Origin of the sequence: Rhizobium leguminosarum (assembly GCF_004123835.1) — a bacterium.
GTDB lineage: Bacteria > Pseudomonadota > Alphaproteobacteria > Rhizobiales > Rhizobiaceae > Rhizobium > Rhizobium leguminosarum_M.
On record NZ_MZMU01000012.1, the window covers coordinates 734,547 to 759,418 of the forward strand.

Genomic DNA, 24,872 nt, shown 5'->3' on the forward strand with positions numbered 1-24,872 from the left:
ACTTTTGGGCGAATGCATTAGCCGCCGGTCTCGAAACCAGGATAAAGCGTCATTCCGCCGTCGACATAGATCGTCGAGCCGACGATGTAATCGGTGAAATCAGACGCGAGCCACACCGCTGTTCGGCCGATCTCTTCCGCCTCGCCGATGCGCTTATACGGGATGAGCTTCATCAGCTCAGCGTAGGCTTCCGAGGTTTGCCAGGCGCTGGTATTGATCGGCGTGCGAATGGCGCCGGGGGCGATGCTGTTGACGCGGATGCGCTTTTCGGCGACCTCCTGGGCCAAGCTTTTCATAAGGAGCATCAGCCCGCCTTTCGACGCGGCATAGTTCACGTGTCCGGCCCAGGGAATGACTTCATGGACCGAGCTGATGAATACGATCTTGCCGGCTGCCACGGAAACGTCAGGCCGGACGCCCCGCCGGAGAAACTCCCGGACGGCCGCGCGCGAACATAGAAACGCGCCCTTGAGGTTGACGTTCATGACGGTGTCCCATTGGGCGCTCGTCATCTCGTGAAAGGGGGCATCCCTTTGAAGTCCGGCGTTGTTGACGAACACGTCGACCGTGCCGAACTCCTCGATGGCGGTGGCGAACATCGCCTCGACCTGCGCCTCGTTGGAGACGTCGGCCGCGACCGCAAGCGCGCGCCCACCGCCCTGTTGGATCTCGTCGACGACCTGCGTGGCGTCCTCTGGGGCCGTGACGTAGTTGACGACCACGTTCGCTCCGGCCTTGCCCAGAGCAAGGGCGATCCCACGACCGATCCCGGAATTGGCGCCGGTAACGAGGGCAGTCTGGCCCTTCAGCAGATGGACCGGTGACAGGATTGGGATTACCGGTTGAGGCAATTGCCGGTTCTCGTAGTAATTTTCCATGATGACCACTCCTCGTTTGCCGGAACCGAGCGGCCCGGCGTGAATTCGGTCGGCGTCGCCGAGCACTTGCGCCTAGAGCATTTCCGTTTTTCTTCGAACCGCTGCGCACTTTTGCTGAAATTGCTCTAGGAGGTCTTGGCGCGTTCAAGCCACGCCTCAGCGGACCCCGAGGCGAAGAGATGCATCCCCCGCGCGATGAACCCGGTCCAGCCCGTCTGGTGGTTCGCGCCAAGACCGGCGCCGTTGTCGCCGTGAAAATATTCGTAGAACTGCAGGCAGTCTCGCCAGTACTGATCGTCCTGGAACCTGGCTTGCCCGCCGAACACGGGCCGCCTGCCGTCCTTTCCTCGCAGGAAGATGGCCGACAAACGCTGGGTAAGTTCTTCAGCGACCTGATAGAGGTTCATGTGACGGCCGGATCCCGTGGGACATTCAACGATGAAATCGTTGCCATAGTAGCTGTAGTATTGCAGCAGCGCCCGGATAATCAGCCCGTTCATCGGCATCCATATCGGGCCGCGCCAATTCGAGTTTCCGCCAAACATGCCGCTGTCGGATTCTGCCGGCAGATAGGCTACGCGGTGCTCATGATCGCCGACCTGGAAGACGTAGGGGTGCTCATCGTGGTAGCGCGACAGTGCCCTGATGCCATAAGGACTGAGGAATTCGTTCTCATCGAGCATCGTCGACAGCACGCGACGAAGCTTGTTCTCGTCCAGTATCGAGGCGAGCTGACGATTGGCGTGACCCGGCTTGCGCGGGTCATGGATGAAGGCGATCAATTCCGGGCGCGTATCGAAGAAATGCTTCATCTGCCTGGTGACCTCGGGGTACCGTTGGTAGAGGTCGCCCTCGAAGGTGGTGGCGGCGCAAAGCGGCAGCAAGCCGACCATCGAGCGGACCTTGAGACGCTGGGCCTGCCCATTCGGCAGGCGGAGGACGTCGTAGAAGAACCCATCTTCCTCGTCCCACATTCCGACCTCATCGCCTGCATGGATCATCGCCGAGGCTATCCATAGGAAATGCTGCGTGAATTTGAGCACCATCTCCTCGCCGCCGGCGCCCTTGAGAGCCAGTTCGGTGGCTATCTCCATCATGTTTTGGCAGTAGAGCGCCATCCATGCGGTGCCGTCGGCCTGTTCCAGGTAACCCCCAGTCGGCAACGGCGCACTGCGGTCGAACACCCCGATATTGTCTAGCCCAAGGAAGCCGCCTTCGAAGACATTCTTGCCGGATCGGTCCTTGCGGTTGACCCACCAGGTGAAGTTCAGAAGCAGTTTCTGGAAGGACCTCTGCAGCCAGGCGACGTCGCCCTTGCCTGACCGCGCCTGCTCCAGACGGTAGGTAAAGATCGTCGCCCAGGCATGGACGGGTGGATTGACGTCGCCGAAATTCCACTCGTAAGCCGGTATCTGCCCGTTCGGATGCATGTAGGCTTCGCGCAGCATCAGATCGATCTGATCCTTGCCGAAGTCGGGATCGACCATCGTCAGAGCGATCACCTGGAATGCCAGATCCCAGGCCGCATACCAGGGGTATTCCCACTTGTCCGGCATGGAGATGATGTCGGCATTGTACATGTGATGCCAGCCGACGTTGCGCTGTTCGATCCGGCGCTTCGGATCGAACGGATCGACGCCGTGTTCGTCCAGCCATCTGTTCACGTCGTATAGATAGAACTGCTTGCCCCACATCATGCCTGCCAGAGCCTGACGCATGACATCGGCGGCGTCGGCCGTCATCGATGGCGGCGTGATCGAAGCGTAGAACTCGTCGGCTTCGCGCCGCCGCGCCTGCATCGCGTCGTCGAACGAACGATCGAACATTGGCCGGACATTCTTGGATACTGCCGGCGGCACGTCACAGAGCCGCAGCCGCAACGTCCGGGATTGCCCGGCATCCACGATGACGACGTAATGTGCCGCGGCCTTGGTTCCGATCTGCTGCGGGTTCACGGCGTCGGTACGAGCGCGCACGACGAAGCTGTCGATCCCGTCCTTGACGAACGGAGTAGTGCTTGGGACGCCGAACAGACGTTGCGTGTTCGTCTCGTTTTCGGTGAACAGCAGTGCCGGCGAACCGTCGCAATAGAGATATCGTGTCGCGTCCGCCGGCTGCCCGGGCGCGACTTTGGCCGCGATCACAGCCGGGGCGTCATTCTGCTCCACACGTTCCAGCGTTGGCTTTTCACCCTCTTCACCCCAGGACCACCTATTCCTGAACCATAATGTCGGCAGCACGTGCAGGGTGGCCGCTTCCGGACCGCGATTGGCAATGGTGATCTCGACAAGAATGTCCTCGGGTGCTGCCTTGGCATATTCGATGAAGACGTCGAAGTAGCGATCGGCGTCGAACACGCCGGTATCGATCAGTTCGTATTCGAGCTCGCCTTTCCCACGCCGGCTATTGGTGTTCACCAGGTCGTCGTAGGGGTAGGCGGCTTGAGGATATTTGTAGAGATACTTCATGTAGGAGTGGGTCGGCGTCGAATCCAGGTAGAAGTAGTACTCCTTCACATCCTCGCCGTGATTGCCCTCGCTGTTGGTAAGGCCGAACAGCCGTTCCTTCAGGATGGGATCGTGTCCATTCCAGAGGGCCAGCGCAAAACACAGCCGCTGCTTGCTGTCGCTGATACCCGCCAGACCGTCTTCGCCCCAGCGATAGGCGCGCGACCTGGCCTGGTCGTGGGTGAGGTAGTCCCACGCATCGCCACCCTCGCTGTAATCCTCGCGAACGGTTCCCCACTGCCGTTCGGACAGGTAGGGACCCCATTTCTTCCAGTCGGCTTTTCCGTCTCGCGCTTCCCGGAGGCGCTGGGATTCAGCATTCATCACGCGCCCTCGCGGTCACTGATAATTGGCGTGCCATATCGCCTTCAAAGGAGGCAGTGGTCCATGACCATGACTTCGTGATCAAGCGGCTGAACTGAAAGAGAGGTAGGTATGGCGGCCCATCTACACTCCCGCAAAAGGCAGAGGGGAGATCCTGCACGCGGTCGATTTAGCCTGCGCGCTGAACTCCGCTTTTGTAAGTGTGTTACTGTAACATACGTCAGAGATCGGTTCCGCGACTACGCCTGGAGCTGTCTTTGCTATAAATTTGTAGCAAAAGACGACTTGGCCGATGTTTAGCTATCAATCCTCCTCCACTCGGAGGAGTATGCGGCACGAGCGAAGATACAATAGTCGACAGCCTACACACCATGTCTGCCCGCAAGGAGGATTTGAGATGGCTAGACCTCACGCTTTGTTACTCGCCACGGGCCTGTTCCTGCCTTTTGCAGGGTTCCCGTTTTCGCCACATCTGACTCTGACCGCCGCCGCGCAGGAGCCGGCCGCCTCCAGTCCCGTCGCGGCGGAAGACGACGCGCCGGCGCCGCTGAGCGAGGACGAACTCGAAATCCTGGTGGCGCGGATCGCGCTATATCCGGACGAACTGGTTGCGCTCGTCACGTCGGCGTCGCTCTATCCACTACAGGTCGTGGAAGCAGCCCGGTTCCTCGAAACCTTGAAGAAGCAGCCCAAGCTCAAGCCGAAGACGACGTGGGATGGCAGCATCGTATCGCTGCTGAATTACCCTCAGATCGTGACGATGATGAGCGAGGATCTGGACTGGACGCAGTCTCTCGGAGAGGCGCTTGCCTACCAGCAGAAGGACGTTCTGATCGCCATACAGCAACTGCGCGACAAAGCGGTCGCCGACGGCATCATCAAGACCGATGACAAGATCAAGGTCAGCCAGGAGAACGACAACGTGGTGATCGTCTCCGCCAGTCCTGAGAAGATCTACGTTCCGCAATACGCGCCGGAGATGCTGTATGAACCGAACTATGTGGCCGAGCCTATCGGCTATTATTCCGAGCCGTATCCGAACTACTACTATCCGACCGCCACCTTTTTCGCGGGCGTGGTGACGGGAGCGGTGTGGGCCGCCGCCGTCGACTGGAACCGCTGGGGCGTATGGGGCGGGCGCTGGAACGGCAATGTCGACATCGACTGCAACAACTGTTTGAACAACATCAACGGCAAGGTGAATATCAACGACGTCGACTGGAAGAACGTCGACCGCAGCAAGATCGGGTTCGACAGCGCGCAGTTCAACAAGATCGACCGCAGCTCCTTCCGGACCAGTATCGAGGCGAACGCCGGCAGCCGGGTCGGAGCAAGAGGCAACGACCGTGCGAACACGATCCGCGACCAGCCAGGCAAAGTCAGTGTCAACGATGTCCGCAAGAGCAAGATCGATGCGGACAGGGTAAATGCTACTCGCAACAAGGCAGGCAATACAGCAGCGGCTGGGGGCGGGAAGGTAGCGCAGGCTGCGCAGAACCGCAGGCCCGACGCAAGAACGCCGAACAGGGCTGCCGAAAACGCAAGGCCCGGAGTCAACGCCAAACGCCCGGTCGCAAAGCCGAAGCCTGCTGCCCGGGTCGACAGCCGGCCCAGAAAGCCGTCGGCCCTTGGTCAGGTCGACAGTGGCAGGCGCGCTGAGATGCAGTCCAACCGCGGCAGACAGGCCATGGCCGGCGGCAATCGCGGTGGCGGCGGCAGAGAAATGCGCCGCGGCGGTGGCGGCGGCGGCCGTCGTCGATAACCAGAAGAAGGAGGAAAGTCATGACAAAGTCAGTCAGAAACATGCTTCTGGGTTCGGTGTTCGCTCTTGCGGCTCTCGCCACCGATCCGGTTCCGGCATCTGCCGCAGAGCCATCCGATGCGACCGTCATCTCAGGCTTCGCCTCGCAGAGCGATCCGCCCGTATTCGAGACGCCGGAACAGGCCGTCGACGCCTTCAAGGCGGCCCTGGCGGCTGATGATTTCGACAAGTTTACGGCGCTGCTGGGTATCGATGCAGCCAAAGCAAGGGCAGGCGAAGGCGTGATGGACACCTACGCACAGATCCGGGACGGCACGAAGAAGAAGATCGTCATGAAGGACGTCGATGACCGCAAGACCATCGAGATCGGCGACAAATTATGGCCTCTGCCATTTCCGATCGTGAAAGGCGAGGATGGCAAATGGAGTTTCGACACCTATGCCGGGTTCGAGGAGATCATCGATCGTCGCGTCGGCGAGAACGAATTGCAGACCATCGACACGATGCAGGCCTATGTCGACGCTCAAAAGGAATATTCTTCCGCCGACCACGACGACGACGGCGTTCTGGAATATGCCCAGAAACTGATCAGCAGCGACGGCAAAACCGATGGTCTCTATTGGTCGCCTGATCTGGGCGAGGGGGATAGCCCGGCGGGCAACGCTCTCGAAGACAATGCCGCGCTTGATAAGGCCAAGGCCGGCGAAGGCTATTACGGCTATCGCTACAGGATCATCGACGGCCAGGGACCGAACATCGCGGGCGGAGAGTTCGATTATGTGATCAACGGCAACATGATCGCAGGATTCGCCCTTATCGCCTGGCCGATCCGATATGGCGAAACCGGCGTGCACACCTTCGTCGTCAACGCGAACGGCACGGTCTACCAGGCCGATCTCGGCCGGGAGACCGAAAAAATAGCTGCTGGCGTCAGGACCTTCAACCCGGGTGACAATTGGGACGTGACTGCTGATTGAACGAGGGTTGCGCGTGTTGGGAACCAAGTCTGCTCCACCTCGTTGCCGCTTCGTACCTGACAATGCAAAGGAGGAAACGATGATTTCCGCAGATCAGATTCGTGAACATATGGAAGTGCGGACCGCCGACGGCACCCATATCGGCACAGTCGATCATCTCGACGGCCCCACGCGCATCAAGCTGACGAAGCTCGACTCGGAAGACGGCAAGCACCACTTGATCCCGATGGATTGGGTCGACCACGTGGATGCTCACGTCCATCTGTCGAAGAACGCCAGGGATGTCCGGATGCAATGGGCTACCATCAACTGACAGCCGGTCGGCTGCGGCTTGCGGGCCGCAGCCTCCTTGGAACAGGGAGCATAATGTCGTCCGAAAACCGCTCACACTTTTCGGCATCATGCTCATAAAGGAGCCCGCCATGTCGAAGCAACTAAAGAGGGGCGATGAGGTCAGCTGGAATACCAGCCAGGGAAAGACCGAGGGCAGGGTGGTCAAAAAGCAGGCCGGTCCGACGATCAAAGGCCACAGCGTGAAGGCATCGAAAGCCGAGCCGCAATATATTGTCGAGAGCGACAGGTCGGGAAAGCGCGCCGCACACAAGCCTGACGAACTCAGGAAGCTTTGAGCCGGCGGTCGCTGATTTGAGCAAGAGGAGATCGATATGCCAGCCAAGTCCAAAGCCCAGCAGAAGGCGGCAGGCGCCGCACTTTCTGCCAAGCGTGGCGAGACGCCGAAGAGCGAACTCAAAGGCGCCTCGAAACAGATGGCCGAATCCATGAGCGAAAAACAGCTCGAGGAGTTCGCATCAACCAAGAGGAAAGGCAAACCTCAGCACGTCTCGAAATGAGAGATGTCGAACCGCCATGCGTCAAGACGTTCCCGTCCCTTAACCGCTACGGGGCCGTGATCTTGAAAGCGTGCCTCCGCCGCCGGCGACGGCTGCCTATGAGGCAAGATTGGCGGTTCATCCGCGGTCGGTGTATGGTTTTGACAATCGTTTCGAGGCAATTTGCCCATTAGCTAGAAGAGCGCATCGCGCTAAAACGGAGTCCGAGATTGGCCGTCGCTTTTACCAAGGAAGAGAGTTTCGAAACCGCTTCGGAAACCCTGCTGCCCGATCGTCCGATTTCGGCGCATCCGAACCTTGTTACGGAAGCAGGACTGAAGGCTCTCGAGCGGCAGTTCAAAGAGGCTCGCGAGGCCTATGATGGCGCGATCACCATCGAAGACGTGAACGAACGGCGGCGGCAGACAGCCAATCCCTTGCGTGATCTTCGCTACTTAGCCGCAAGACTTCGCACCGCCCAGCTCATGCCTTTCCCTACGTCAATCGACACCGTCGCCTTTGGCGGCATGGTGACTTTCCGTCGTGACGACGGGCGCGTGCAGACCTATCGTATCGTCGGAGAGGACGAAGCCGACCCCAAGGCCGGATCGATTTCCTACGTCTCCCCGGTGGCGCGGTTGCTGATGGGCAAGGCTGTCGGCGATGTGGTGGAGACAGGCGGCCAGGAACTGGAAATCATCGCCATCGCATAGGAGAGTGCTATTCGCGTAGCTCTCATTATTTTGGTACCGTTTGGTACTTTATTTATCGAACCTTTACCATCCGTGGCTAGAACGATGGCACTCCATCATCGAAAGTCATGCTCATGGTCAGCGCAATTTCCAGTTCTGCATCCACCATTTTGAGTTCAGCCGTTTCAACCTCGTCTTCCAGTTCGTCTGACCAACGTGCCTCTCTCGAGGCGCAGCTTGCCGAAAAGCAGGCAGCCCTGTCGGAAACGCAGGACGAGCAAGAGAAGACCGCAATCAAAAAATCTATCGCGACGCTGGAAGCTAAGATTGCCAAGCTCGAAGCGAGCGAGAGCAGCCAAAGTCAGGCGTCTGCTGCATCGAAGCCTGCCGGTGACGCTCCGAAAGAACTTTCCGGCGAAAGCGAGCGTATCGGCACCACGAATTTTGACGAGGCCAGCGAGTTCGGCAGCCGCACGGCTTACGTCTGATAAAAGCGACACGGTCACCGGGATGATGCTGCATTTTTGAGTGATGCATCAAAGACGGCGCTTGGCCACGGTGACGACTTCGCGTGTCAGATCCGCCAGGCGGTCGGCGGCGAGGCGATTTATCTGCCAGTAGAGCGGGACATCGAGCGGCGTGTCGGGCACCAGCTCGACCAGCCGTCCGGATGCGAGGTGCTCGCAGGTCAGTTGGGTCGGGTTCATTCCCCAGCACATGCCCGAAAGGCTGGCCTCGACGAAGCTCTGCGGCGAAGGCAGCCAGTGGGTGGGATAATCGAGATCGCGTCCGAATGTTCGCCTGATCCAGCTGCTCTGCAGCCTGTCCTTTTGATCGAAGGTCAGCGCCGGAGCGTTGCGGATCGCCTCTGATGTCACGCCCTGCGGAAAATAGCGTGCGACGAAGTCGGGGGTTGCCGTTGCATGGTAACGCAGAACGCCGAGGGCAAAACGCCGGCATCCGCGGACCGGTTTTTCCAGGCTGGTGACGGCGGCGATCACCCGTCCGCGCTGGAGCCATTCGGCGGTATGGTCCTGGTCGTCGACGGCGACGTTCAGCAGATAGGAAGAGCTTTTGGCAAAATTCGAGATGGCTTCGACGAACCATGTCCCGAGGCTGTCGGCATTCGTCGCTATTTGAAGCGTGACCCTTTGGCGTGGTTCGTCGGGATCGACGAGGGCCGGCAGTTGCCCGAAGAGTTCGGCTTCGAGCATGCCGACATTTTCCATATGGCGGCAGAGCCATTCTCCCTTTTCCGTCGCCGTGCACGGCGTGCCTCTGACGATGAGGACGACGCCGAGACGCTCTTCGAGCTGCTTCACGCGCTGCGAAATGGCCGAAGGGGTCACGTTCAAGGCGGTCGCAGCTCTTTCGAAGCTGCCTGTCTGGACAATGGTTGCGACGGCGCGAAGAGCGGGATAGTCGAGCATGGATTAGTTTCGCTTAATCTGGGTAAGCTGGATTAATTAGCCTAATTCTCGAAATAGCGATAGCGCAACCTCACCGAAATGAGGGGCGTTGGCCGAAGAGATGAATTTTTCGATCTATGGAACCGGCCTGATGATGGGCCTCAGCCTGATCGTCGCCATCGGCGCGCAGAACGCCTTCATCCTCCGCCAGGGCTTACGCAACGAACATGTCTTTGCCGTCTGCTTCGCATGCGCCTTATCGGATGCCGCGCTGATCGTGCTTGGCGTGACCAGCCTGCAGCAAATCGCCAGGTTCATGCCCTGGCTCGATCCTGTCATGCGCTACGGAGGAGCCGTATTTCTGGTCTGGTACGGGGCAAGAAGCCTCTATTCCGCCTTGCGGTCGTCCGCCGCACTGACAGCCGGGGAAGCCAAAACATCGAGCTTTCGGCAGACGCTCGCGACCTGCCTCGCACTCACCTGGCTCAATCCGCATGTTTATCTCGACACCGTGGTGCTGCTCGGCACGATATCGACACGATATCCGGGCGAGCAGGCTTCTTTTGCAGCCGGGGCGGTGACGGGCTCCTTCCTGTTCTTCTTTTCGCTCGGATATGGCGCGAAGCGGCTGCGGCCGATCTTCTCGAAACCCTCATCCTGGCGCGTGTTGGAAACGCTCGTCGCTTTCACGATGTGGATCATAGCGTTCAAGCTGCTGGGCGGGTTGTGATCGCCGATCCGCTTCACGGCGTTTCGGTGGCAGGCTCCTCGTTCGACGAGACGAACTTCAGGAATTGTTCCTGTGCGCGCGTCGGCATCCAATTGATGCGCAGGGTGAGGCCGATCGGTCGTGCCGTGTGGCTGAGGTCGAGCGGCAAAGCCTTGAGGAGGCCGCGGGACAATTCCGCCTGGGCCTGCAGGTAGGAAATGCAGCCGAGATGGTCCGTTCCGTTCAGCAATTCGCGCATCAGGATGAGCGAGCTCGATTCGACGATGCTCTTCGGCGGGTGGTCCAGACCCTCGAACAGGGCGTCGAAGTGCCGTCGTATCGGTGTGCCGCGCTGGCCGACGATCCATGGATAGGCCGCGAGTTCCTCGACCGAGAGCTCCGAGCGTGCCGTCAGCGGATGGTTGCTGCCGGCGACGACGACCAGCGTATCGGTGAACAGGAAGCGTTGCTCGACGTCACCGATCGGTGCGGGATCACGCAACGCGCCAATCAGGAAATCGATCTCGCCGCGCCTGAGGCCGGCAAGCAGATCGGCATAGGGACCTTCCAGAATGTGGATCGGCGTGTTCGGACGCGATTTCCGGAACTCGGCGATAGCTCTCGGAAGCACGAAGGAGCGCGAAAGCGGCATCGCACCGACGACGATCCGACCTGCTTCCTCTGAAAGCGTTTCGGCGAGATCCACCTCCGCCTGCGCCAGTTCGGCAAAGGCGAGGCGTGCGGCCTGTGCGAGCGTTCCGGCGGCGCGGGTGGCGACGATGCCGTAGGAGGTCCGCTCGAACAGCGGGCGGGCGGCTTCCTCCTCAAGCTGCGTCACCGCCCGGTGAACGGTGGGTTGGGCCAGGCCGAGCCTGCGAGCGGCAAGCGTGAAATTCTCGGCCTCGCGCACGGCGACGAGGGCCTGCAGCTGCGAGGTCGTCGCGACCATGCGAAGGCGCGGGCTGAGTTCGTTGAGGGCCGGATCGAGGAAACCGAAGGCTCTTCGCACACGCTTTGCGAGGACATCGCCCTGCGCATTGGCGAACAGTCCCTGCGGCGTCCTGGTGAACAGGGTCGTGCGCAGGCCGCGCTCTATCTTGGAGAGCGCCTGCGTGACCGCAGGCTGCGAGAGATGGCAGACATCGGCCGCCCGGGTGACGGAATTGGTGTCGACCACTGCCAGGAAGACCCGGAGGTGGCGGAGGTTATGCTGGACTTGCGATGCCTGAGATGCTGTCGGATTCAAGTCAAATTACGCTCCAGAATGGCATCCGCCCGCGCTTCCAGAGAATTCTCCTCCGTGCGGATGTCCAATTCGCCGATCTGCCGCTGCCAGTCGGTCGTTGCCGAGGCCATGCGGTCCGGCAGGCCGAGTTCCCTCAGTGTCGCGGCGACTTCCTGCATCTCCGCCGCCCGCCGCCTCCCATGGGCCATCATGCGTTCAAGGTTGTAAGCTGCGCGCGCGGTCCAGTCCATCCCGGGATCAGAAGCCTGGAGAGAGGCGAGCACTGCCTTCTCGACCCCGGCGCGGCGCGCGGCAAGCAGGCATTCCGCGGTCAGCGCTTCGAAACCCTTGATCATCACCGATCGGAGCATCTTGATCGAGGAGGCCTGCCCGACCTCGTTTCCCGCCGTCTGGACCTTCATGCCGAGGTCGAGGAGCACGCGTTGCGCGCGGTCTGCCTGTGATCCGGAGATCAGCAGCGGCGTTCGATGACGGGCGGGATGGACAGGCGACATCACGGCGACGTCGACATAGATGGCGCCGGCGGCTTCGACGAGCTTGGCGGCCGCCGCCTTCGTCGCGGGGGAGCAGGAATTGCAGTCGAGATACAAGGCGTCCCTGTCGAGGAATTCGGCGGCGCGCGCCGCAGCTTCCAGAGAGCGATCCGCAGTCACCAGACTGAATACGGTGCCGGCGCCCGCCAATGCCTGCCCCGGAATTTCGGCACAGTCGACGCCGAGATCCGAACAGGCCCGGAGCAAATCGCCACGCAGGGATGGATCCTCCACCTTTATGTCGAATGTGGAGATCCTACCGGGGGACGCAGCGCCATTCTCGGATATCCAGCCCGACACAAAGGCCTGCGCTGCTTCGCCGAATCCGATCGTTGCAATCGCCGACATCGGTTTTCCCTTTCCCGATGCTGCCAGGCAGCTCGTTCCTCGAAGTGAAATTGGGCAGGCAGGCGCGGTCCCGGCCGCGCCTGCCGCGAGGGCATCCTCCCTACGTCGACGTCTGCCTTGTCGGCGGAGGCGTCGATATGTGATGGCTCGACATGCGTCTTCGAGCCTGATCGTGGCGTTAGGCTGTCCGGATGTGAGGGAAATTCCCATTTCAAAATGATCGGCGACATATAAGAAAAAGCTATAGTTCGCTGCCGGCGGGGATCAGCTGAGCGGCTTTCCTATAGCGAAAACTTATGAGATCGGCGCAAATTCCAAATTGGCAAACGGCAGGCTGAGGCATGAAATCCCGTCAACTACAGCATGTCGCGCAAAAGTGTGCAGCGGTTTTGCGACAACGACATGCGCAAAACCAAAGACCTAAAGCATGGCAAGCGAATCTGAAAGATCGCGACGCGCTTTAGGAACGAGATATTCATGTCGGAAAAGAAGACGGCTCTCGTCATCAGCGCCCATGTTGCGGATTTCGTCTGGCGCTGCGGTGGCGCGGCGGCGCTACACGCCAAAGGGGTTACGACGTCACGGTCGTATGCCTGTCCTTCGGACAGCGCGGCAGTCCGGCGGACGCGGCGCCCAATAAGCGGAAGGCTTTCAATCGGTCTTTCCGCGCACGGTCGACGAGCTCTGACCGGCCAAGGGAGGAGAGAGATAGATGGAACCTTGTTTCGACATTGCCCACTTGGCGCATGTCGAGATGTATTCGAACAAGTTCGAAGAAAGTCTCGACTTTTTTCTGCGGGTCTACGGCCTGAGCCTTGCCGGCCGGGACGAGAATTCCGCCTACCTCAGGGCATGGGACGATTACGAGTTCCATACGCTGAAGCTGACGCGCCACCACACGACCGGCGTCGGGCACATCGCCTATCGGGCCTCTTCGCCTGAGGCGCTCGACCGGCGGGTGAAGGTGATCGAAGCGAGCGGCTACAAGGTTCTGGGATGGGTCGACGGCGATCTCGGCCATAACAGCGCCTTTCGCTTCGAGGATCCGTTCGGGCATGTGTTCGAAATCTATTACGACACGGTCCGCTACCGACCGCCCGACGATGAAAAGCCGGCTCTGAAGAATATTGCGCAGCGCTATCATGGTCGGGGATGCCACCCCCGGCGTCTCGACCATCTTAATCTTCTGGCGTCGGATGTTTCCGAGTTCAGGCGGTTCATGGAGACGTGCCTGGGGTCCCGGGTGACCGAGATGATCCAGCTCGACAACGGGCGCGTAGGCGGCTGCTGGTTCACCATCAACAACAAGGGCTACGACCTTGCCTGCACCGAGGAGCATGGCCGCGGCGACGCTCGTCTTCACCACGTCACCTATGCGACGGACACGCGGGACGACATTCTGCGGGCGGCCGACATCTTTCTGGAAAACGGCGTCCACATCGAGACCGGCCCGCACAAACACGCGATCCAGGGCACGTTCTTCCTCTACGTCTGGGAGCCGGCCGGCAATCGCGTCGAGCTTGCCAATGCCGGCGCGCGTCTCATCCTGGCGCCCGACTGGGAGCCGATCGTCTGGACCGAGGCCGACCGGAAAAAGGGGCAGGCCTGGGGGCTGAGGACGATCGAAACATTCCACACCCACGGCACGCCGCCGGCGGACAAGAACGGAGCATAAGCATGGGCATCGTCGTACAGAACATACCACGGGCGGAAGCTGATGTGATCGACAGGCTTGCCAAATCAGGCGTCGCGACGGTCCACGAAGCCCAGGGGCGCAAAGGCATGCTCGCCAGCCATATGAGGCCGATCTATTCAGGCGCGCAGATCGCCGGCTCCGCCATCACGATCTCCGCACCGCCCGGTGACAACTGGATGATCCATGTTGCGATCGAGCAGATCAAGACCGGCGACATCCTGGTGCTTTCGCCGACCTCGCCCTGCGATAACGGCTATTTCGGCGATCTGCTTGCCACCTCGGCGCGGGCGCGAGGTTGCCGCGGCCTCGTCATCGACGCCGGTGTCCGCGATATCAGGGATCTGACCCAGATGCAGTTCCCGGTGTGGTCCAAGGCCGTGTCCGCGCAGGGGACGGTCAAGGAAACGCTCGGTTCGGTCAACGTTCCGATCGTCTGCGCTGGCGCCTTCATCGAAGCCGGCGACATCATCGTCGCCGACGATGACGGGGTGTGCGTGGTGAAGCTCAACGAGGCCGAGGAGGTTCTGGCCTCGGCCGAGAAACGGGTGGCGAACGAGGAGGCCAAGCGTCAACGCCTCGCTGCCGGCGAACTCGGGCTCGATATTTATGACATGCGGTCGAAGCTCCGGGAGAAGGGGCTCAAATATGTATGAGGACGGCATTGCCTGCCTCTGGATGCGAGGCGGAACGTCGAAGGGTGCCTATTTCCTGGCCGAGGACCTGTCTGGGGATCCCGGCGAACGGGACGCCCTGCTGCTTGCCATCATGGGCTCGCCGGACTCGCGGCAGATCGATGGGATCGGCGGAGCAGATCCGCTGACATCAAAGGTCGCGGTGCTCTCCGCCTCTTCGCGTGAGGATGCCGACGTCGACTATCTTTTCCTGCAGGTCTTCGTCGATCAGGCGCTGGTCAGCGACGCGCAGGGATGCGGGAATATCCTTGCCGGCGTCGGTCCGGCAGCGATCGAGCGGGGCCTGGTGAAGGCATCGGGCGAGGTCACGCCGGTCCGCATCCATATGGTGAACTCCGGCGAGGTCGCGGTCAGCAGGATCGAGACGCCGAACGGCCGCGTCAACTACCAGGGCAAGGCCGAAATCGCAGGCGTGCCGGGAAGCCATGCTGCCATACCGCTGCTCTTCGTCAACATTGCTGGCTCGATGTGCGGCGCCCTTCTTCCGACAGGAAACGAGGTCGACGTCATCGACGGCGTCGAGGCGACGCTGATCGACAACGGCATGCCCTGCGTGATCATGCGGGCCTCGGACTTCGGGCTTTCAGGCACGGAGAGCCGCGAGGCGTTGGAAGCAGACGAACACCTCAAGCAGCGCATCGAATCCATCCGTCTCAAGGCGGGGCCGATGATGAATCTCGGCGACGTCAGTTCCGCGTCAGTTCCCAAAATGACCCTGGTATCGGAGCCCCGAACCGGCGGATCGATCGGCACGCGCAGCTTCATTCCGCACCGCGTTCACGCCTCGGTCGGCGTGCTCGCCGCGGTCACCGTTGCGACGGCGACGCGGCTCAGCCGTTCTCCGGCGCATGCACTGGCACATGCTTCCACAGACGGCCGTTACCGGATCGAGCATCCCACAGGTGACATGGAGGTGTTCCTCGATCTGGCCGCAGACGGCTCGGTCCAAGGGGCGGGGACGATCAGAACGGCGCGCAAGTTGTTCGACGGTAGAGTGTTTCCCAATTTGCCGGCCCGCCCGAGCCTTGGTCAAAACCGTCTCGACTGACTGGCCGAGGCGTGTCCATTTCGCGCTGGCAATCTGCCAGCAGATGTGGCGGAAAGCGCCTTAGCTCCCGGAGCGCATGCTCATGGTTCGCATCCCTGCGCCGCTGCGACTTGAATGCGGAAAGGGCCTGTACGATATTCCAGATGTTTGTTTGAGACATGTCGGGCCTCCTTTGCTGCATTTAGCTGCCGACGCTCGAAATGTGAGGCTCAATTGACATTCAATCAAACAAAATGATATGGGGTTATAAATCAGAAAAATTGAAAGATGCGACGATGAGCATTCCCTTTCGCCGTCCCATTCCGCTGCTTGACAACGAAGTGCTGCGTACCTTCGTGGCTATCGCAGAGACAGGCAATTTTTCGACCGCCGCAGAGGCAGTCTTCCGCACGCCATCGGCGGTATCGATGCAGATCAAGAAGCTTGAAGAACAACTTGGTGCGACGCTGTTTCTGCGCGACGCCCGCTCGGTGTCGTTGACGCGTCACGGCGAGATGTTGCTGTCCTACGCGCGCAACATGCTGGCGCTGTCGAACGAGGCGGTGTCGCGCTTCATCATGCCGGAGCTCAGCGGCGTCGTGCGGCTCGGCGCGCCGGAGGATATCGGCGAACGGCTGCTGCCGAGCATCCTGAAGAGTTTCGCCGAAAGCTATCCCGGCATCATGGTCGACGTGACCATCGACATGAGCATCGGGCTGAAGAAGCGCATGGAGGAGCAGCGGCTCGACCTGGCGTTGATCAACTGTGCGACACGGCCGTTCCCGACCGGCGGTGAGGTGGTGTTTCGCGAGCGGCTGGTCTGGGCCGGCGCCAAATGCGGTTCGGCGCATCGCCGGGATCCGCTGCCGATCTCGATCTGGGAAGACGGCTGCATCTGGCGCCAGGAGGCGCTCTCCCAGCTCGAACGCAACAAGCGGCATTATCGCGTCGCCTATCTCAGCGGCCACACGATGGCGCAGCGCGCCGCCGTGCTTTCCGATCTCGCCATCGCGCCGCTGCCGCTGTCCTATGTCAACGAGGACATGGCGATCCTCGGGCCTCAGGAAGGGCTGCCGGAGCTCGGCGCCTTCGATATCCGCCTGCTGACCGCCTCGCAGGTGTCGGGGCCGATCGAGACGGTGGCCGACAGCATTCGCGGCGCCTTTGCCGAGAGAGCGAAGGCGGTCGCCGCCTAGCCGCACGGACAGGATTATGCGCCGATCGAAAGTGCCAGCGCGTGCTATCGGACGCGCTGTCGTAGCGGGTACCCTTTCAGCAGCTGAACCTTTTGGTTTGTCGCGCGTTATCGGCGCGGACGGCATTTGTCGCCGTTCGGGGTTGATTTCAAACAAGGATATCCGAGATGACGACAACGGCCAAAATTGCCGCAGCCTTGATGGTTCTTCTTGCCCTTTCCTCCTGCGGCAACACGATCCGCGGCATAGGAAGGGATACGGCAAACACCGTGAACGCCACCCAGGATGCCGGCCGCTCAGTCGACCGCGCCGCGAAGAAGTGATGACGGTTCAGATTCCTTCTGGGATTGCCTGACCAGATACTGACCGAGGGGTCAAATGACCGGTCCTGATCATCCTAACGGATGACCGGGGGATAGAGCTTTTCGAGGCCACCGGATCGGCTGAGGCCGGTCCGGAAGGCTTGGTAGGCCGGATGCTGGCCAGAGCGGGCGGCTTCCATCAGCCGGATCTGCAGCCGATCCGGCGCTTGGGCCCCGAGCCACATTCCCAGTTTTTCGAGCTTCAGAGAGTTTAAGACACGCGATCCGGCGGCAAGATCGAGATGGCGGCGCAGGCCGTCGAGCAGGTTGTCGTCCTGGGCAGCGTTTTCCATGAGCAGCGCCAGATAGGACTTGTCGGTCTCCGACAGCGCGGCGAGCTTTTCCGCAACGGTATCGCGGTCGGGAAAGGGAACATTGCCTGTCATCGAATCGTCCATGCTTGATCGTGTTTTGGCCGTTATAAGCTCGCGTTGACCTTCTCGGCTACATCGACTGGCACCCATTTCGTCCACAGACTCTCGTAATTGCGAAGGAAATAGATCGCGGCATCCTCGTTGCTTTCGCGGTTTTCGTCCTGCCAGGCGAGCACCTGGTTGATCGTCGCATTGTCCCATTTGCGGGTTTTGAGATAGGTCGTGACTGGTCCGGCGCGGGTGGCAAAGGACCTGGTCATCAGGGTGAAGGCGCGCGAGACCGGGTAGGAATTAAGCTCGGGCCTGACGCAGCCGGCAACCGCGGTACAGCGATCCCATTCATTCTTGTTGTGGCCCACGCCGAAGCTCAGGCGCGTCATGTCGTACTTGCCGAGGATGGCGGTCGGCGCCCAGTAATAACCGAGCCAACCGATCTTGTTGTCGAAGGCGCGGGCAATCGACGCATCGAGCCGTTCGGGGCTGCCGGTCTCGACAAGCTCGAAGCCCTTCTTGTCGGCGGCAAGCGCCTTGAACAGGTTGGTGGTCGATATCTGGCAGCTCCAGTCGGCGGGGCAGTTGTAAACTGCGCCTTTCGACGGGTCGTCTTCGGCGGGAAAGAGTTCGGGATGCTTCAGCGCGTCCTCGACCGAGCGGATGTCGGGGTGGGCGTCGGCGATGAATTTCGGGATCCACCAACCCTCGACGGCGCCGTCGGCCAGGATTTCGGCCCCCTGTACCAGCCGGCCACTGTTGACAGCCTGATCGAGCAGGGACCTGACGGAATTGATCCAGTATTCCGAGGCGATGTCGGGGATGCCTTTCTCATTCATCGAGGCGAAGGTCGGCAGGGTGTCGCCATCGACGATCGTGACGGAGCAGCCATATCCCTTTTCCAGAATGATCTTGTCGAAGCTTGCGGCAATGCCTGCCGAGGCCCATTTCATTTCGGCGATCGAAACGCTGCCGCATTCGGCGGCTTCGGCCGGCGCGACGGTAGAAAGAGCCGCGGCAAAGACGGCCGGAATCAGAAACGTCTTCATCGTCATTCCCCGAATTCTTCTTAGGCAGACGCGCAGCAGGCTCTGAAATTCACCGACAAGTATCTCCGGCACCCGAAGGGAAAATGCCTGCCGGGCGATACCGCAACAGGCTTTCCGGTTCCTGGGCGCCGTCCGTGCTTGCGGCTCCGGCAACTCGTCGCAGGACTTATTCAACAATGGCGCATTTTGACCGAGCCTACGCGTTCGCTCGCAGAAATCAACCATCTTCTGCTCATGGTTGCGTGACTAAATTATTGAATTCGAAGAATTTATGTCAGCATCCCGAAATTGGCGCCCTCGGGCGAAAAGCACGCTCTTCGCAACCGGCGGCGGATCTTCGGCAGAAATTTCGACCGGAATGTCAAAAAAGATCAAAATTAACATTTGCGTAAGCCTTCAATAACTCTCCGGTAAGAATGTGCCGTTATCAGTTGGGTCGTGGCAGCAATGACCGCCGCTTCTCCGGTTCAGGTAGTGCGTACCGGAGAAAGCGAGCTTCGCCGTGTAAGGGCGAAGACGCCTGAGTTTTTCGGCAAACCGCGCAGAGCCAAGGCCATGCGCGGTTTTCGCGTTTGCGGGGAACGTGACTGGGGCCAAGTCTTGACCAGGCCAAGTCTTGACCCGGGATTGCCGCCCAGTGTAGGCCTCGCCTGAACGAGAGGCGAATGCGGGCCACCATGGCAAGAGCGATCATGCTGCAGGGAACCGGCTCCGATGTCGGCAAGACGGTGCTGGTCGCGGGGCTCTGCCGGCTGGCGGCCAATCGTGGGCTGACGGTTCGGCCGTTCAAGCCGCAGAACATGTCGAACAATGCGGCGGTCGCCGATGACGGCGGCGAGATTGGCCGGGCGCAGTGGCTGCAGTCGCTGGCCGCGCGCACGCCATCCTCGGTCCACATGAACCCGGTGCTGCTCAAGCCACAATCGGAAAATGGCAGCCAGATCATCGTCCAGGGCAGGGTGTTCGGACAGGCGAAGGGGCGGGACTACCAGCGGCTGAAGCCTGAGTTGCTCGGCGCCGTGCTCGAGAGTTTCGAAAAAGTGGCTGCGGGGGCCGACCTCGTTATCGTCGAGGGCGCCGGATCGCCGGCCGAGATCAATCTCAGGGCCGGCGATATCGCCAATATGGGCTTTGCGACGCGGGCCGGCGTGCCTGTCGTGCTCGTCGGCGATATCGACCGTGGCGGCGTCATCGCCTCGCTGGTCGGTACGCATGCGATCCTCGACGATGGCGACCGGGCGATGATTGCGGGCTATATCATCAACAAGTTCCGCGGCGACGTCTCGCTGTTTGACGATGGCATCCGCGCCATCGAAGGCTTTACCGGCTGGCCGTGTTTCGGCATCGTACCGTGGCTGCGGAGTGCTGCGCGCCTGCCGGCCGAAGATTCGGTCGTGCTCGAACGGTTGGCGAGGGGCGGGACGGGCGCGCTGAAGATCGCCGTGCCGGTGCTGCCACGTATCGCCAATTTCGACGATCTGGATCCGCTGCGGACCGAGCCGGATGTCGAGCTGGTCTTCGTACGCGCCGGCGAGCGGATACCCGCCGATGCCAGCCTCGTCGTGCTTCCCGGCTCGAAATCGACGATATCGGATCTCGCCGACTTCAGGGCGCAGGGCTGGGACCGCGATCTCCAGGCGCATGTCAGGCGTGGCGGCCGGGTGATCGGCATCTGCGGCGGCTACCAGATGCTCGGCCGGACGGTGCACGATCCGCTCGGCATCGAGGGCGGGACGCTCGAGACGCAGGGGCTTGGGCTGCTCGACATCGAAACCGAGATGGCGCCCGAAAAGACCGTGCGCAACAGCCAGGCCCGCTCCACCGAATATGACGCGCCGCTTGCCGGCTACCAGATCCATCTCGGCATCACCCGCGGCCCGGATTGCGATCGGCCTTCGGCGATCATCGACGGCGCGCCCGACGGGGCGCTATCGGCCGACGGCCGGATCATGGGCACCTATCTGCACGGCCTCTTCGGCAGCGACGCCTACCGCGCCCGGCTGCTTCAAAGCTTCGGCCTATCAGGCGAACAGCGGAATTACCGCGAGAGCGTCGAGCAGGCGCTCGACGAGATCGCCGGAGAATTGGAACGTCATCTCGATTCGCGCTGGCTGGCCGGCCTGCTCGGTTAAGCCGGATGCGTCATCCGGTCTTGTCGTTCCGCTATTGCCAAATTAGTTGACTGAGTCCATTAATTGTCACGACGGACCCGGTTGAGAGCGACGAAAACTATGAGCGTACTGGATAGATTTTCACTGGCAGGGCAGGTGGCGCTCGTGACCGGCGGCGGGCGTGGTCTGGGCTTCGAGATGGCGCGCGCCCTTGCCGAGGCCGGCGCGCATGTCATCGTCAACGGACGCACGGCGGTGACGCTGGAAGACGCCGTAAAGGCCATCCGTGCAGCGGGCGGCACGGCGGAGGCGGCCGCATTCGACATCGCCGACCGCGATGCCCAGCGTGCTGTGATGGCCGATATCGACAAGATCCATGGTCGTCTGGATATTCTGATCAACAATGTCGGCGTCCGTGACAGGCGGCCGCTGGCCGAATTCGACGATGATGCCATCATCGAGTTGCTGCGCACCGACCTGGCGGCGGCGATGACGCTTTCGCGCGACGCTGCCGTGTTGATGAAGCGACGCAATCACGGCCGCCTGATCGCGGTGACCTCGATCAGCGGCCATGTCGTCATGCCCGGCGACTGCGTCTATCCGGCCGCCAAGCAGGGCCTGACCGGACTGATGCGCGGCATGGCTGTCGAATTCGGCCCGTATGGCATCACCAGCAACGCGATTGCGCCCGGCTGGTTTGCCACCGAGACGAACGCGGCGATGGCCGCGAACGAGGAGTTGATGCCGTTCGTGCGCCAACGCATCCCGGTCCAGCGCTGGGGACGCCCGGACGAGATCGCCGGCGCGGCACTGTTTCTTGCAAGCGACGCCGCTTCGTTCGTCAACGGTCACGTGCTGACGGTGGACGGCGGCATGACCGTCAGGATGTGAGATATCCGCAAGCGCTGCGGCACCGTCTTTCATTTCTGCGGCACCCTTCACTGCTTCTCGTCGGAGCCGAATGACGGTAACGGCAGGTATCACTTGCTCTCAGCCTGCCTTGTGGTCGTCGTTGCCGGAGTCCATGGCTAGAAATATCTGCCTGACTCGACTATTGGTTGATGTGGCAACGCCCCGGTTGGTCATCGCCGTCCATTTGCCCGATTTCCGACCATAAACTGCGTCGGTCATTTGGAGGTTCGGAAATTAACAATCATATTCAGTGGCTTATAGAACATGGAATCACAGCCGAGCATATTGGCGAGCTGATAGCCGGATTGTGCGATCGGCTGATCGCGGATGGCTTTCCGATTTGGCGGGGAAGCATTGCGATGCCGTCTATTCATCCCATGTATGGCGGCGTCTCGGCCAATTTCGTGCGCGGCGGTGCGACCACGATCGAGAATGCCGAGTATGGCAGTGCGGCAGTGCTGAGTTTCGAGAAGACCCCGATCTATTTTCTTTTGGGCCGTGGCGAAACGTCAGGTCGATGGAACATCGCCAAGGGTGAGGGTGTCGATAACTACCCGCAGCTTGCGGAATTCGCGCATGGTGGCGGCACGGATCATCTTGTGAGCCTGCTGGAGTTTCCGAAGGAGGCTGCGTTGCGCGGAGTCAGCCTGTCTCTCACAAGCGATAGGCCGGGCGGATTTTCTGATGATCAACTGGCGATCGTCGCGAAGCTCTTCCCGGCGTTGGGGCTGGCTTGCTACCGCATCGCGGCATCGAAAACCGCATCGGATATCCTTGCCGTCTATACAGGCGCCAAGACAAGCGCGCGCATCCTTGCGGGCGAGATCCAGAGAGGAAAGGGTGGCTCCATCAATGCTGCGATCCTGCTTGCGGATCTCAGGAATTTCACGGCGTTGACCGAAGTCTATCAGCCAGGCGAAATTGCCGGGTTTCTGGACGAGCATTTCGAGCTGATCGGCCGGCATGTCGAGGAGAATTCCGGCGAGATCCTCAAGTTCATGGGCGACAGCGTGCTGGCGATCTTTCCGACCGATGCTGAAGACCTGCAAAAGGCGTGCATGGCCGCACTGGCTTCCGCAAGGAATATTCTGGAAGCCACCAAGGTGCTGAACGGTCAGCGGAGGAGCGATGGAGGTCCTGACATCGGTGTCGATGTCGTGCTGCATCTCGGCGAGGTTTTCTATGGAAATATCGGCGCGCGCGGCAGGCTTGATTTCACGGTGATCGGCAGCGCCGTCAACGAGGCCTCGCGGCTTGAAAAGCTCTGCGGCACGCTTGAGCAAGACCTGCTGATGTCGGAGAGCTTCGCGACCACCTGCGCCGTGGCCTGCGAGTATCTGGGTTCGTTTGAATTGCGTGGCGTGTCGAAGCGGGCCGACGTGTTCAAACTCGCCGACGCCGTATCCTGAAACGTCGATCCGGTCGGCGCGACGGCGCTCAGATCTCGCCTGAGACCTCGCGGCGGCGGCGGTCGAGTTCTTCGCTGTAGCGGCGCAGCGTATAGCTTTCGCTGAGCTGGCCGATCACCTTGCGTTCGATCAGGTTGTTGACGACGGCGAGCGCTTCGCTTTCGCTCTTGTCGAAGATCGCCGCCGCTTGCCTGGCATTCATCTGCGGCTGCAGGAAATCGTTGCGGTAGTGGATGAAATCGGCAAGCGTCTTGCCCTCGTCCTGGGCGTCGGTCGGGTTGGCGTAGATCTCCGGCACCAGCACGAGGCCCGCATATTTGTCGCTCTCCTCGACGAGGATGACGCGCTGGGTCGAGCCGATCGGGAAGGCCCGCTTGAATTCCTCCAGCGAGATATCAGCCCTTGCCGACTTGACGTCGGCGCGCATCAGCTTGTCGACCGTCAGGTTGCGGATCCAGCCGACGTCATGGGCGCTGCGGATGCTTTCGCCGCGAAGATGAAAGCGCCAGGTGGCGAAGGAGTAACCGAAGGTCGAACGCACGACGAGCGAGGAGGTGATGACGGCGGCAAGCACCAGTGCCGTGATTGGGAAATCGCCGGTGATTTCGAGCGCCAGGAACGTCATGGTCAGTGGACCGCCGATGACGGCGACGGCGAGCGAACTCATGCCGACCACGGCATAGATGACGGGCGTCAGCGTCGCATCGGCGAAATAGGGGCCGCAATAGGCAAAGAGCTTGCCGAGCAGGGCGCCCATGAACAGCGAGGCGAAGAACAGCCCACCCCTGAAGCCGGAGCCGATCGAAATCGCAGAGGCGAAGTATTTCAAGAGGAAGAGGCCGATCAGCGTCGGGATCGCCACGTCACGGGAAAGGTTGAGATGCAGCGCGCCGTGGCCGGCCGAGAGCACCTGAGGCGAGATCATCGCCAACAGCCCGACGATGATGCCGCCAAGCGCCGGGCGGAAGGGTGGGGCGATCGAACTCTTGCGCGCCAGCTCCTCGACAAAGGCGACGCCCTGCATGATCAGGATGCCGACACCGGCGCAGAAAGCGCCGAGCAGAAGTGCTGGGATATAATCGGCCGGCACGACCGAGCCGAAGCTGCCGATATCGATGGTGAAATCGCTACCCGCAAGCAGCCTTGCGATTAGGGTGGAGACAAGGGCGGAGACGACGACGGGAGTCAGCGAGACGATCGTATAGGTGCCGATGATCAGCTCGAAAGCATAGAAAGCGCCGGTCAGCGGCGCGTTGAAGGCGGCGGCGATGGCGCCCGCCGCGCCGCAGCCAACAAGGGTGCGCAGGTCCGAGCGGCGAAGCTGCAGCTTCAGGCCGAATTTCGACGCGAGCCCGGCGGCAAGCTGGGTATAGCCGGCCTCCAGTCCGACCGAGGCGCCGAAACCGTTGGAGATCAGGTTCTGCACGGCAACGATGATGCTGTCGGTCAAGGACAGGCGGCCGCCATGCAGCGCATTGGCCTCGATCGGGTCGACCATCGGTTTCTTGCGGCGTTTCGCCAGCACTAGAAGCAACAGGCCGAGCAGAGCGCCGCCGATAACCGGGGCGGTGAGCAGCAGCAGCTTGTTCTCGATCTCGGACGAGCTCAACCGTTCGCTGTCGGCGATGCCGAAGACCAGCTGATGCAGCTCGTTGGAGACGTAGCTCATGCCGGTGACGGCGAGACCCGAGATGATGCCGACGACGGCGCCCGCCAGCGACAGGCCGACCTCGCTACGCCGGGTCAGCGCCCGCAGGCGTCCCGGATCGAAGAAAACACGCAGCGCGCGGAAACTGCGCCGATCCAATTTCATAAGCATGGCTAGACAACTAGGCGGG

25 protein-coding genes and 1 pseudogene are annotated in these 24,872 nt (G+C 61.1%); 17 read left to right on the forward strand and 9 right to left on the reverse strand.

Annotation, left to right across the window (positions count from 1 at the left end):
• Positions 1–17 precede the first annotated feature (17 nt).
• Both B5P46_RS20425 and B5P46_RS20430 read right to left on the reverse strand, forming a co-directional pair.
• Positions 18–944: an SDR family oxidoreductase gene (locus tag B5P46_RS20425; RefSeq protein WP_245456203.1), complete on the reverse strand. Its 927-nt coding sequence runs from the start codon at positions 942–944 to the stop codon at positions 18–20.
• 59 nt (positions 945–1,003) lie between these two features.
• On the reverse strand, positions 1,004–3,709 hold the full coding sequence (locus B5P46_RS20430; protein ID WP_129420304.1) for an MGH1-like glycoside hydrolase domain-containing protein: 2,706 nt from the start codon (positions 3,707–3,709) through the stop codon (positions 1,004–1,006).
• A gap of 397 nt (positions 3,710–4,106) precedes the next feature.
• On the opposite strand from B5P46_RS20430, the gene B5P46_RS20435 reads away from it, so the two are divergent.
• The 7 genes from B5P46_RS20435 to B5P46_RS20465 all read left to right on the forward strand — a co-directional run bounded on the left by B5P46_RS20435 (position 4,107) and on the right by B5P46_RS20465 (position 8,458).
• Entirely contained in the window at positions 4,107–5,471 is a 1,365-nt protein-coding gene (locus tag B5P46_RS20435; RefSeq protein ID WP_129420541.1) for a DUF3300 domain-containing protein, read from the forward strand.
• A gap of 20 nt (positions 5,472–5,491) precedes the next feature.
• Positions 5,492–6,448 carry a DUF2950 domain-containing protein gene (locus tag B5P46_RS20440; protein WP_129420305.1) on the forward strand — a complete coding sequence of 319 codons (957 nt, stop codon included), beginning with the start codon at positions 5,492–5,494 and terminating at the stop codon, positions 6,446–6,448.
• A 79-nt stretch (positions 6,449–6,527) separates the two neighbouring features.
• On the forward strand, positions 6,528–6,761 hold the full coding sequence (locus B5P46_RS20445; RefSeq protein ID WP_129420306.1) for a DUF2171 domain-containing protein: 234 nt from the start codon (positions 6,528–6,530) through the stop codon (positions 6,759–6,761).
• A 109-nt stretch (positions 6,762–6,870) separates the two neighbouring features.
• On the forward strand, positions 6,871–7,077 hold the full coding sequence (locus tag B5P46_RS20450) for a DUF2945 domain-containing protein (protein WP_129420307.1): 207 nt from the start codon (positions 6,871–6,873) through the stop codon (positions 7,075–7,077).
• Between the two features lie 36 nt (positions 7,078–7,113).
• Positions 7,114–7,299: a DUF3008 family protein gene (locus B5P46_RS20455; protein WP_129420308.1), complete on the forward strand. Its 186-nt coding sequence runs from the start codon at positions 7,114–7,116 to the stop codon at positions 7,297–7,299.
• Positions 7,300–7,508: 209 nt separating this feature from the next.
• Positions 7,509–7,991 carry a transcription elongation factor GreA gene (gene greA, locus B5P46_RS20460; protein WP_129420309.1) on the forward strand — a complete coding sequence of 161 codons (483 nt, stop codon included), beginning with the start codon at positions 7,509–7,511 and terminating at the stop codon, positions 7,989–7,991.
• Between the two features lie 107 nt (positions 7,992–8,098).
• Positions 8,099–8,458, forward strand: coding sequence for a hypothetical protein (locus tag B5P46_RS20465; protein WP_129420310.1), 360 nt, complete (start codon positions 8,099–8,101; stop codon positions 8,456–8,458).
• A 48-nt stretch (positions 8,459–8,506) separates the two neighbouring features.
• Here B5P46_RS20465 and B5P46_RS20470 read toward each other — a convergent pair whose 3' ends face one another.
• Complete coding sequence (locus B5P46_RS20470; RefSeq protein WP_129420311.1) at positions 8,507–9,400, reverse strand: LysR family transcriptional regulator ArgP; 894 nt, start codon at positions 9,398–9,400, stop codon at positions 8,507–8,509.
• A 100-nt stretch (positions 9,401–9,500) separates the two neighbouring features.
• Between B5P46_RS20470 and B5P46_RS20475 the strand changes: the two genes are divergently transcribed.
• Positions 9,501–10,109 carry a LysE/ArgO family amino acid transporter gene (locus tag B5P46_RS20475; RefSeq protein WP_129420542.1) on the forward strand — a complete coding sequence of 203 codons (609 nt, stop codon included), beginning with the start codon at positions 9,501–9,503 and terminating at the stop codon, positions 10,107–10,109.
• A gap of 13 nt (positions 10,110–10,122) precedes the next feature.
• On the opposite strand, the gene B5P46_RS20480 is transcribed toward B5P46_RS20475, so the two are convergent.
• Both B5P46_RS20480 and B5P46_RS20485 read right to left on the reverse strand, forming a co-directional pair.
• Positions 10,123–11,334 carry a LysR family transcriptional regulator gene (locus B5P46_RS20480; RefSeq protein WP_129420312.1) on the reverse strand — a complete coding sequence of 404 codons (1,212 nt, stop codon included), beginning with the start codon at positions 11,332–11,334 and terminating at the stop codon, positions 10,123–10,125.
• A complete protein-coding gene (locus B5P46_RS20485; protein WP_129420313.1) occupies positions 11,331–12,215 on the reverse strand; it encodes an NAD(P)-dependent oxidoreductase in 885 nt (294 codons plus the stop codon). The genes B5P46_RS20480 and B5P46_RS20485 overlap by 4 nt, the downstream gene beginning before the upstream one ends.
• Before the next feature lie 477 nt (positions 12,216–12,692).
• On the opposite strand from B5P46_RS20485, the pseudogene B5P46_RS20490 reads away from it, so the two are divergent.
• From B5P46_RS20490 to B5P46_RS20505, 4 genes and pseudogenes are all read left to right on the forward strand, one after another.
• Positions 12,693–12,838, forward strand: a pseudogene (locus tag B5P46_RS20490) (PIG-L deacetylase family protein); the annotation flags it as partial.
• Positions 12,839–12,927: 89 nt separating this feature from the next.
• Positions 12,928–13,890, forward strand: a complete 963-nt coding sequence (locus B5P46_RS20495) for a VOC family protein (RefSeq protein WP_129420314.1) — start codon at positions 12,928–12,930, stop codon at positions 13,888–13,890.
• 2 nt (positions 13,891–13,892) lie between these two features.
• Positions 13,893–14,564, forward strand: coding sequence for a 4-carboxy-4-hydroxy-2-oxoadipate aldolase/oxaloacetate decarboxylase (locus B5P46_RS20500; protein WP_129420315.1), 672 nt, complete (start codon positions 13,893–13,895; stop codon positions 14,562–14,564).
• Positions 14,557–15,651, forward strand: a complete 1,095-nt coding sequence (locus B5P46_RS20505) for a 4-oxalomesaconate tautomerase (RefSeq protein ID WP_129420316.1) — start codon at positions 14,557–14,559, stop codon at positions 15,649–15,651. The genes B5P46_RS20500 and B5P46_RS20505 overlap by 8 nt, the downstream gene beginning before the upstream one ends.
• On the opposite strand, the gene B5P46_RS34995 is transcribed toward B5P46_RS20505, so the two are convergent.
• The gene (locus B5P46_RS34995) at positions 15,566–15,811 is read right to left on the reverse strand and encodes a hypothetical protein (RefSeq protein WP_129420317.1); all 246 of its coding nucleotides are present in this window, start codon (positions 15,809–15,811) and stop codon (positions 15,566–15,568) included. The two genes, B5P46_RS20505 and B5P46_RS34995, sit on opposite strands and share 86 nt — an antisense overlap.
• Positions 15,812–15,884: 73 nt before the next feature.
• Here B5P46_RS34995 and B5P46_RS20515 point away from each other — a divergent pair, with 73 nt between their 5' ends.
• Both B5P46_RS20515 and B5P46_RS20520 read left to right on the forward strand, forming a co-directional pair.
• The gene (locus tag B5P46_RS20515) at positions 15,885–16,826 is read left to right on the forward strand and encodes a LysR family transcriptional regulator (RefSeq protein WP_171598639.1); all 942 of its coding nucleotides are present in this window, start codon (positions 15,885–15,887) and stop codon (positions 16,824–16,826) included.
• 167 nt (positions 16,827–16,993) lie between these two features.
• Entirely contained in the window at positions 16,994–17,149 is a 156-nt protein-coding gene (locus B5P46_RS20520; RefSeq protein ID WP_129420318.1) for an entericidin, read from the forward strand.
• 74 nt (positions 17,150–17,223) lie between these two features.
• Here the strand turns inward: B5P46_RS20520 and B5P46_RS20525 are convergent, their stop codons facing one another.
• Together B5P46_RS20525 and B5P46_RS20530 are read right to left on the reverse strand one after the other, a co-directional pair.
• Complete coding sequence (locus tag B5P46_RS20525; RefSeq protein WP_206735376.1) at positions 17,224–17,586, reverse strand: hypothetical protein; 363 nt, start codon at positions 17,584–17,586, stop codon at positions 17,224–17,226.
• A gap of 20 nt (positions 17,587–17,606) precedes the next feature.
• Positions 17,607–18,608, reverse strand: coding sequence for a glycine betaine ABC transporter substrate-binding protein (locus B5P46_RS20530; RefSeq protein ID WP_206735377.1), 1,002 nt, complete (start codon positions 18,606–18,608; stop codon positions 17,607–17,609).
• A gap of 671 nt (positions 18,609–19,279) precedes the next feature.
• Here B5P46_RS20530 and B5P46_RS20535 point away from each other — a divergent pair.
• The 3 genes from B5P46_RS20535 (at position 19,280) to B5P46_RS20545 (ending at position 23,034) form a co-directional block, all read left to right on the forward strand.
• Positions 19,280–20,734: a cobyric acid synthase gene (locus B5P46_RS20535; RefSeq protein WP_129420543.1), complete on the forward strand. Its 1,455-nt coding sequence runs from the start codon at positions 19,280–19,282 to the stop codon at positions 20,732–20,734.
• A 99-nt stretch (positions 20,735–20,833) separates the two neighbouring features.
• A complete protein-coding gene (locus tag B5P46_RS20540; protein WP_129420321.1) occupies positions 20,834–21,604 on the forward strand; it encodes an SDR family oxidoreductase in 771 nt (256 codons plus the stop codon).
• Positions 21,605–21,774: 170 nt separating this feature from the next.
• Positions 21,775–23,034: an adenylate/guanylate cyclase domain-containing protein gene (locus B5P46_RS20545; RefSeq protein WP_129420322.1), complete on the forward strand. Its 1,260-nt coding sequence runs from the start codon at positions 21,775–21,777 to the stop codon at positions 23,032–23,034.
• Positions 23,035–23,062: 28 nt separating this feature from the next.
• Here B5P46_RS20545 and B5P46_RS20550 read toward each other — a convergent pair whose 3' ends face one another.
• On the reverse strand, positions 23,063–24,853 hold the full coding sequence (locus tag B5P46_RS20550) for a chloride channel protein (protein WP_129420323.1): 1,791 nt from the start codon (positions 24,851–24,853) through the stop codon (positions 23,063–23,065).
• Positions 24,854–24,872: the final 19 nt, after the last annotated feature.

Excerpts from the sequence above, each read along its gene's own strand:
- B5P46_RS20430 (WP_129420304.1), bottom strand. The coding sequence starts at position 3,709 with ATGAATGCTGAATCCCAGCGCCTCCGGGAAGCGCGAGACGGAAAAGCC.
- B5P46_RS20435 (WP_129420541.1), top strand. The coding sequence starts at position 4,107 with ATGGCTAGACCTCACGCTTTGTTACTCGCCACGGGCCTGTTCCTGCCT.
- B5P46_RS20440 (WP_129420305.1), top strand. The coding sequence starts at position 5,492 with ATGACAAAGTCAGTCAGAAACATGCTTCTGGGTTCGGTGTTCGCTCTT.
- B5P46_RS20445 (WP_129420306.1), top strand. The coding sequence starts at position 6,528 with ATGATTTCCGCAGATCAGATTCGTGAACATATGGAAGTGCGGACCGCC.
- B5P46_RS20450 (WP_129420307.1), top strand. The coding sequence starts at position 6,871 with ATGTCGAAGCAACTAAAGAGGGGCGATGAGGTCAGCTGGAATACCAGC.
- B5P46_RS20455 (WP_129420308.1), top strand. The coding sequence starts at position 7,114 with ATGCCAGCCAAGTCCAAAGCCCAGCAGAAGGCGGCAGGCGCCGCACTT.
- B5P46_RS20465 (WP_129420310.1), top strand. The coding sequence starts at position 8,099 with ATGCTCATGGTCAGCGCAATTTCCAGTTCTGCATCCACCATTTTGAGT.
- B5P46_RS20470 (WP_129420311.1), bottom strand. The coding sequence starts at position 9,400 with ATGCTCGACTATCCCGCTCTTCGCGCCGTCGCAACCATTGTCCAGACA.
- B5P46_RS20475 (WP_129420542.1), top strand. The coding sequence starts at position 9,501 with ATGAATTTTTCGATCTATGGAACCGGCCTGATGATGGGCCTCAGCCTG.
- B5P46_RS20485 (WP_129420313.1), bottom strand. The coding sequence starts at position 12,215 with ATGTCGGCGATTGCAACGATCGGATTCGGCGAAGCAGCGCAGGCCTTT.
- B5P46_RS20495 (WP_129420314.1), top strand. The coding sequence starts at position 12,928 with ATGGAACCTTGTTTCGACATTGCCCACTTGGCGCATGTCGAGATGTAT.
- B5P46_RS20500 (WP_129420315.1), top strand. The coding sequence starts at position 13,893 with ATGGGCATCGTCGTACAGAACATACCACGGGCGGAAGCTGATGTGATC.
- B5P46_RS20505 (WP_129420316.1), top strand. The coding sequence starts at position 14,557 with ATGTATGAGGACGGCATTGCCTGCCTCTGGATGCGAGGCGGAACGTCG.
- B5P46_RS34995 (WP_129420317.1), bottom strand. The coding sequence starts at position 15,811 with ATGTCTCAAACAAACATCTGGAATATCGTACAGGCCCTTTCCGCATTC.
- B5P46_RS20515 (WP_171598639.1), top strand. The coding sequence starts at position 15,885 with ATGATATGGGGTTATAAATCAGAAAAATTGAAAGATGCGACGATGAGC.
- B5P46_RS20520 (WP_129420318.1), top strand. The coding sequence starts at position 16,994 with ATGACGACAACGGCCAAAATTGCCGCAGCCTTGATGGTTCTTCTTGCC.
- B5P46_RS20525 (WP_206735376.1), bottom strand. The coding sequence starts at position 17,586 with ATGGACGATTCGATGACAGGCAATGTTCCCTTTCCCGACCGCGATACC.
- B5P46_RS20530 (WP_206735377.1), bottom strand. The coding sequence starts at position 18,608 with ATGACGATGAAGACGTTTCTGATTCCGGCCGTCTTTGCCGCGGCTCTT.
- B5P46_RS20535 (WP_129420543.1), top strand. The coding sequence starts at position 19,280 with ATGGCAAGAGCGATCATGCTGCAGGGAACCGGCTCCGATGTCGGCAAG.
- B5P46_RS20540 (WP_129420321.1), top strand. The coding sequence starts at position 20,834 with ATGAGCGTACTGGATAGATTTTCACTGGCAGGGCAGGTGGCGCTCGTG.
- B5P46_RS20545 (WP_129420322.1), top strand. The coding sequence starts at position 21,775 with ATGTGGCAACGCCCCGGTTGGTCATCGCCGTCCATTTGCCCGATTTCC.
- B5P46_RS20550 (WP_129420323.1), bottom strand. The coding sequence starts at position 24,853 with ATGCTTATGAAATTGGATCGGCGCAGTTTCCGCGCGCTGCGTGTTTTC.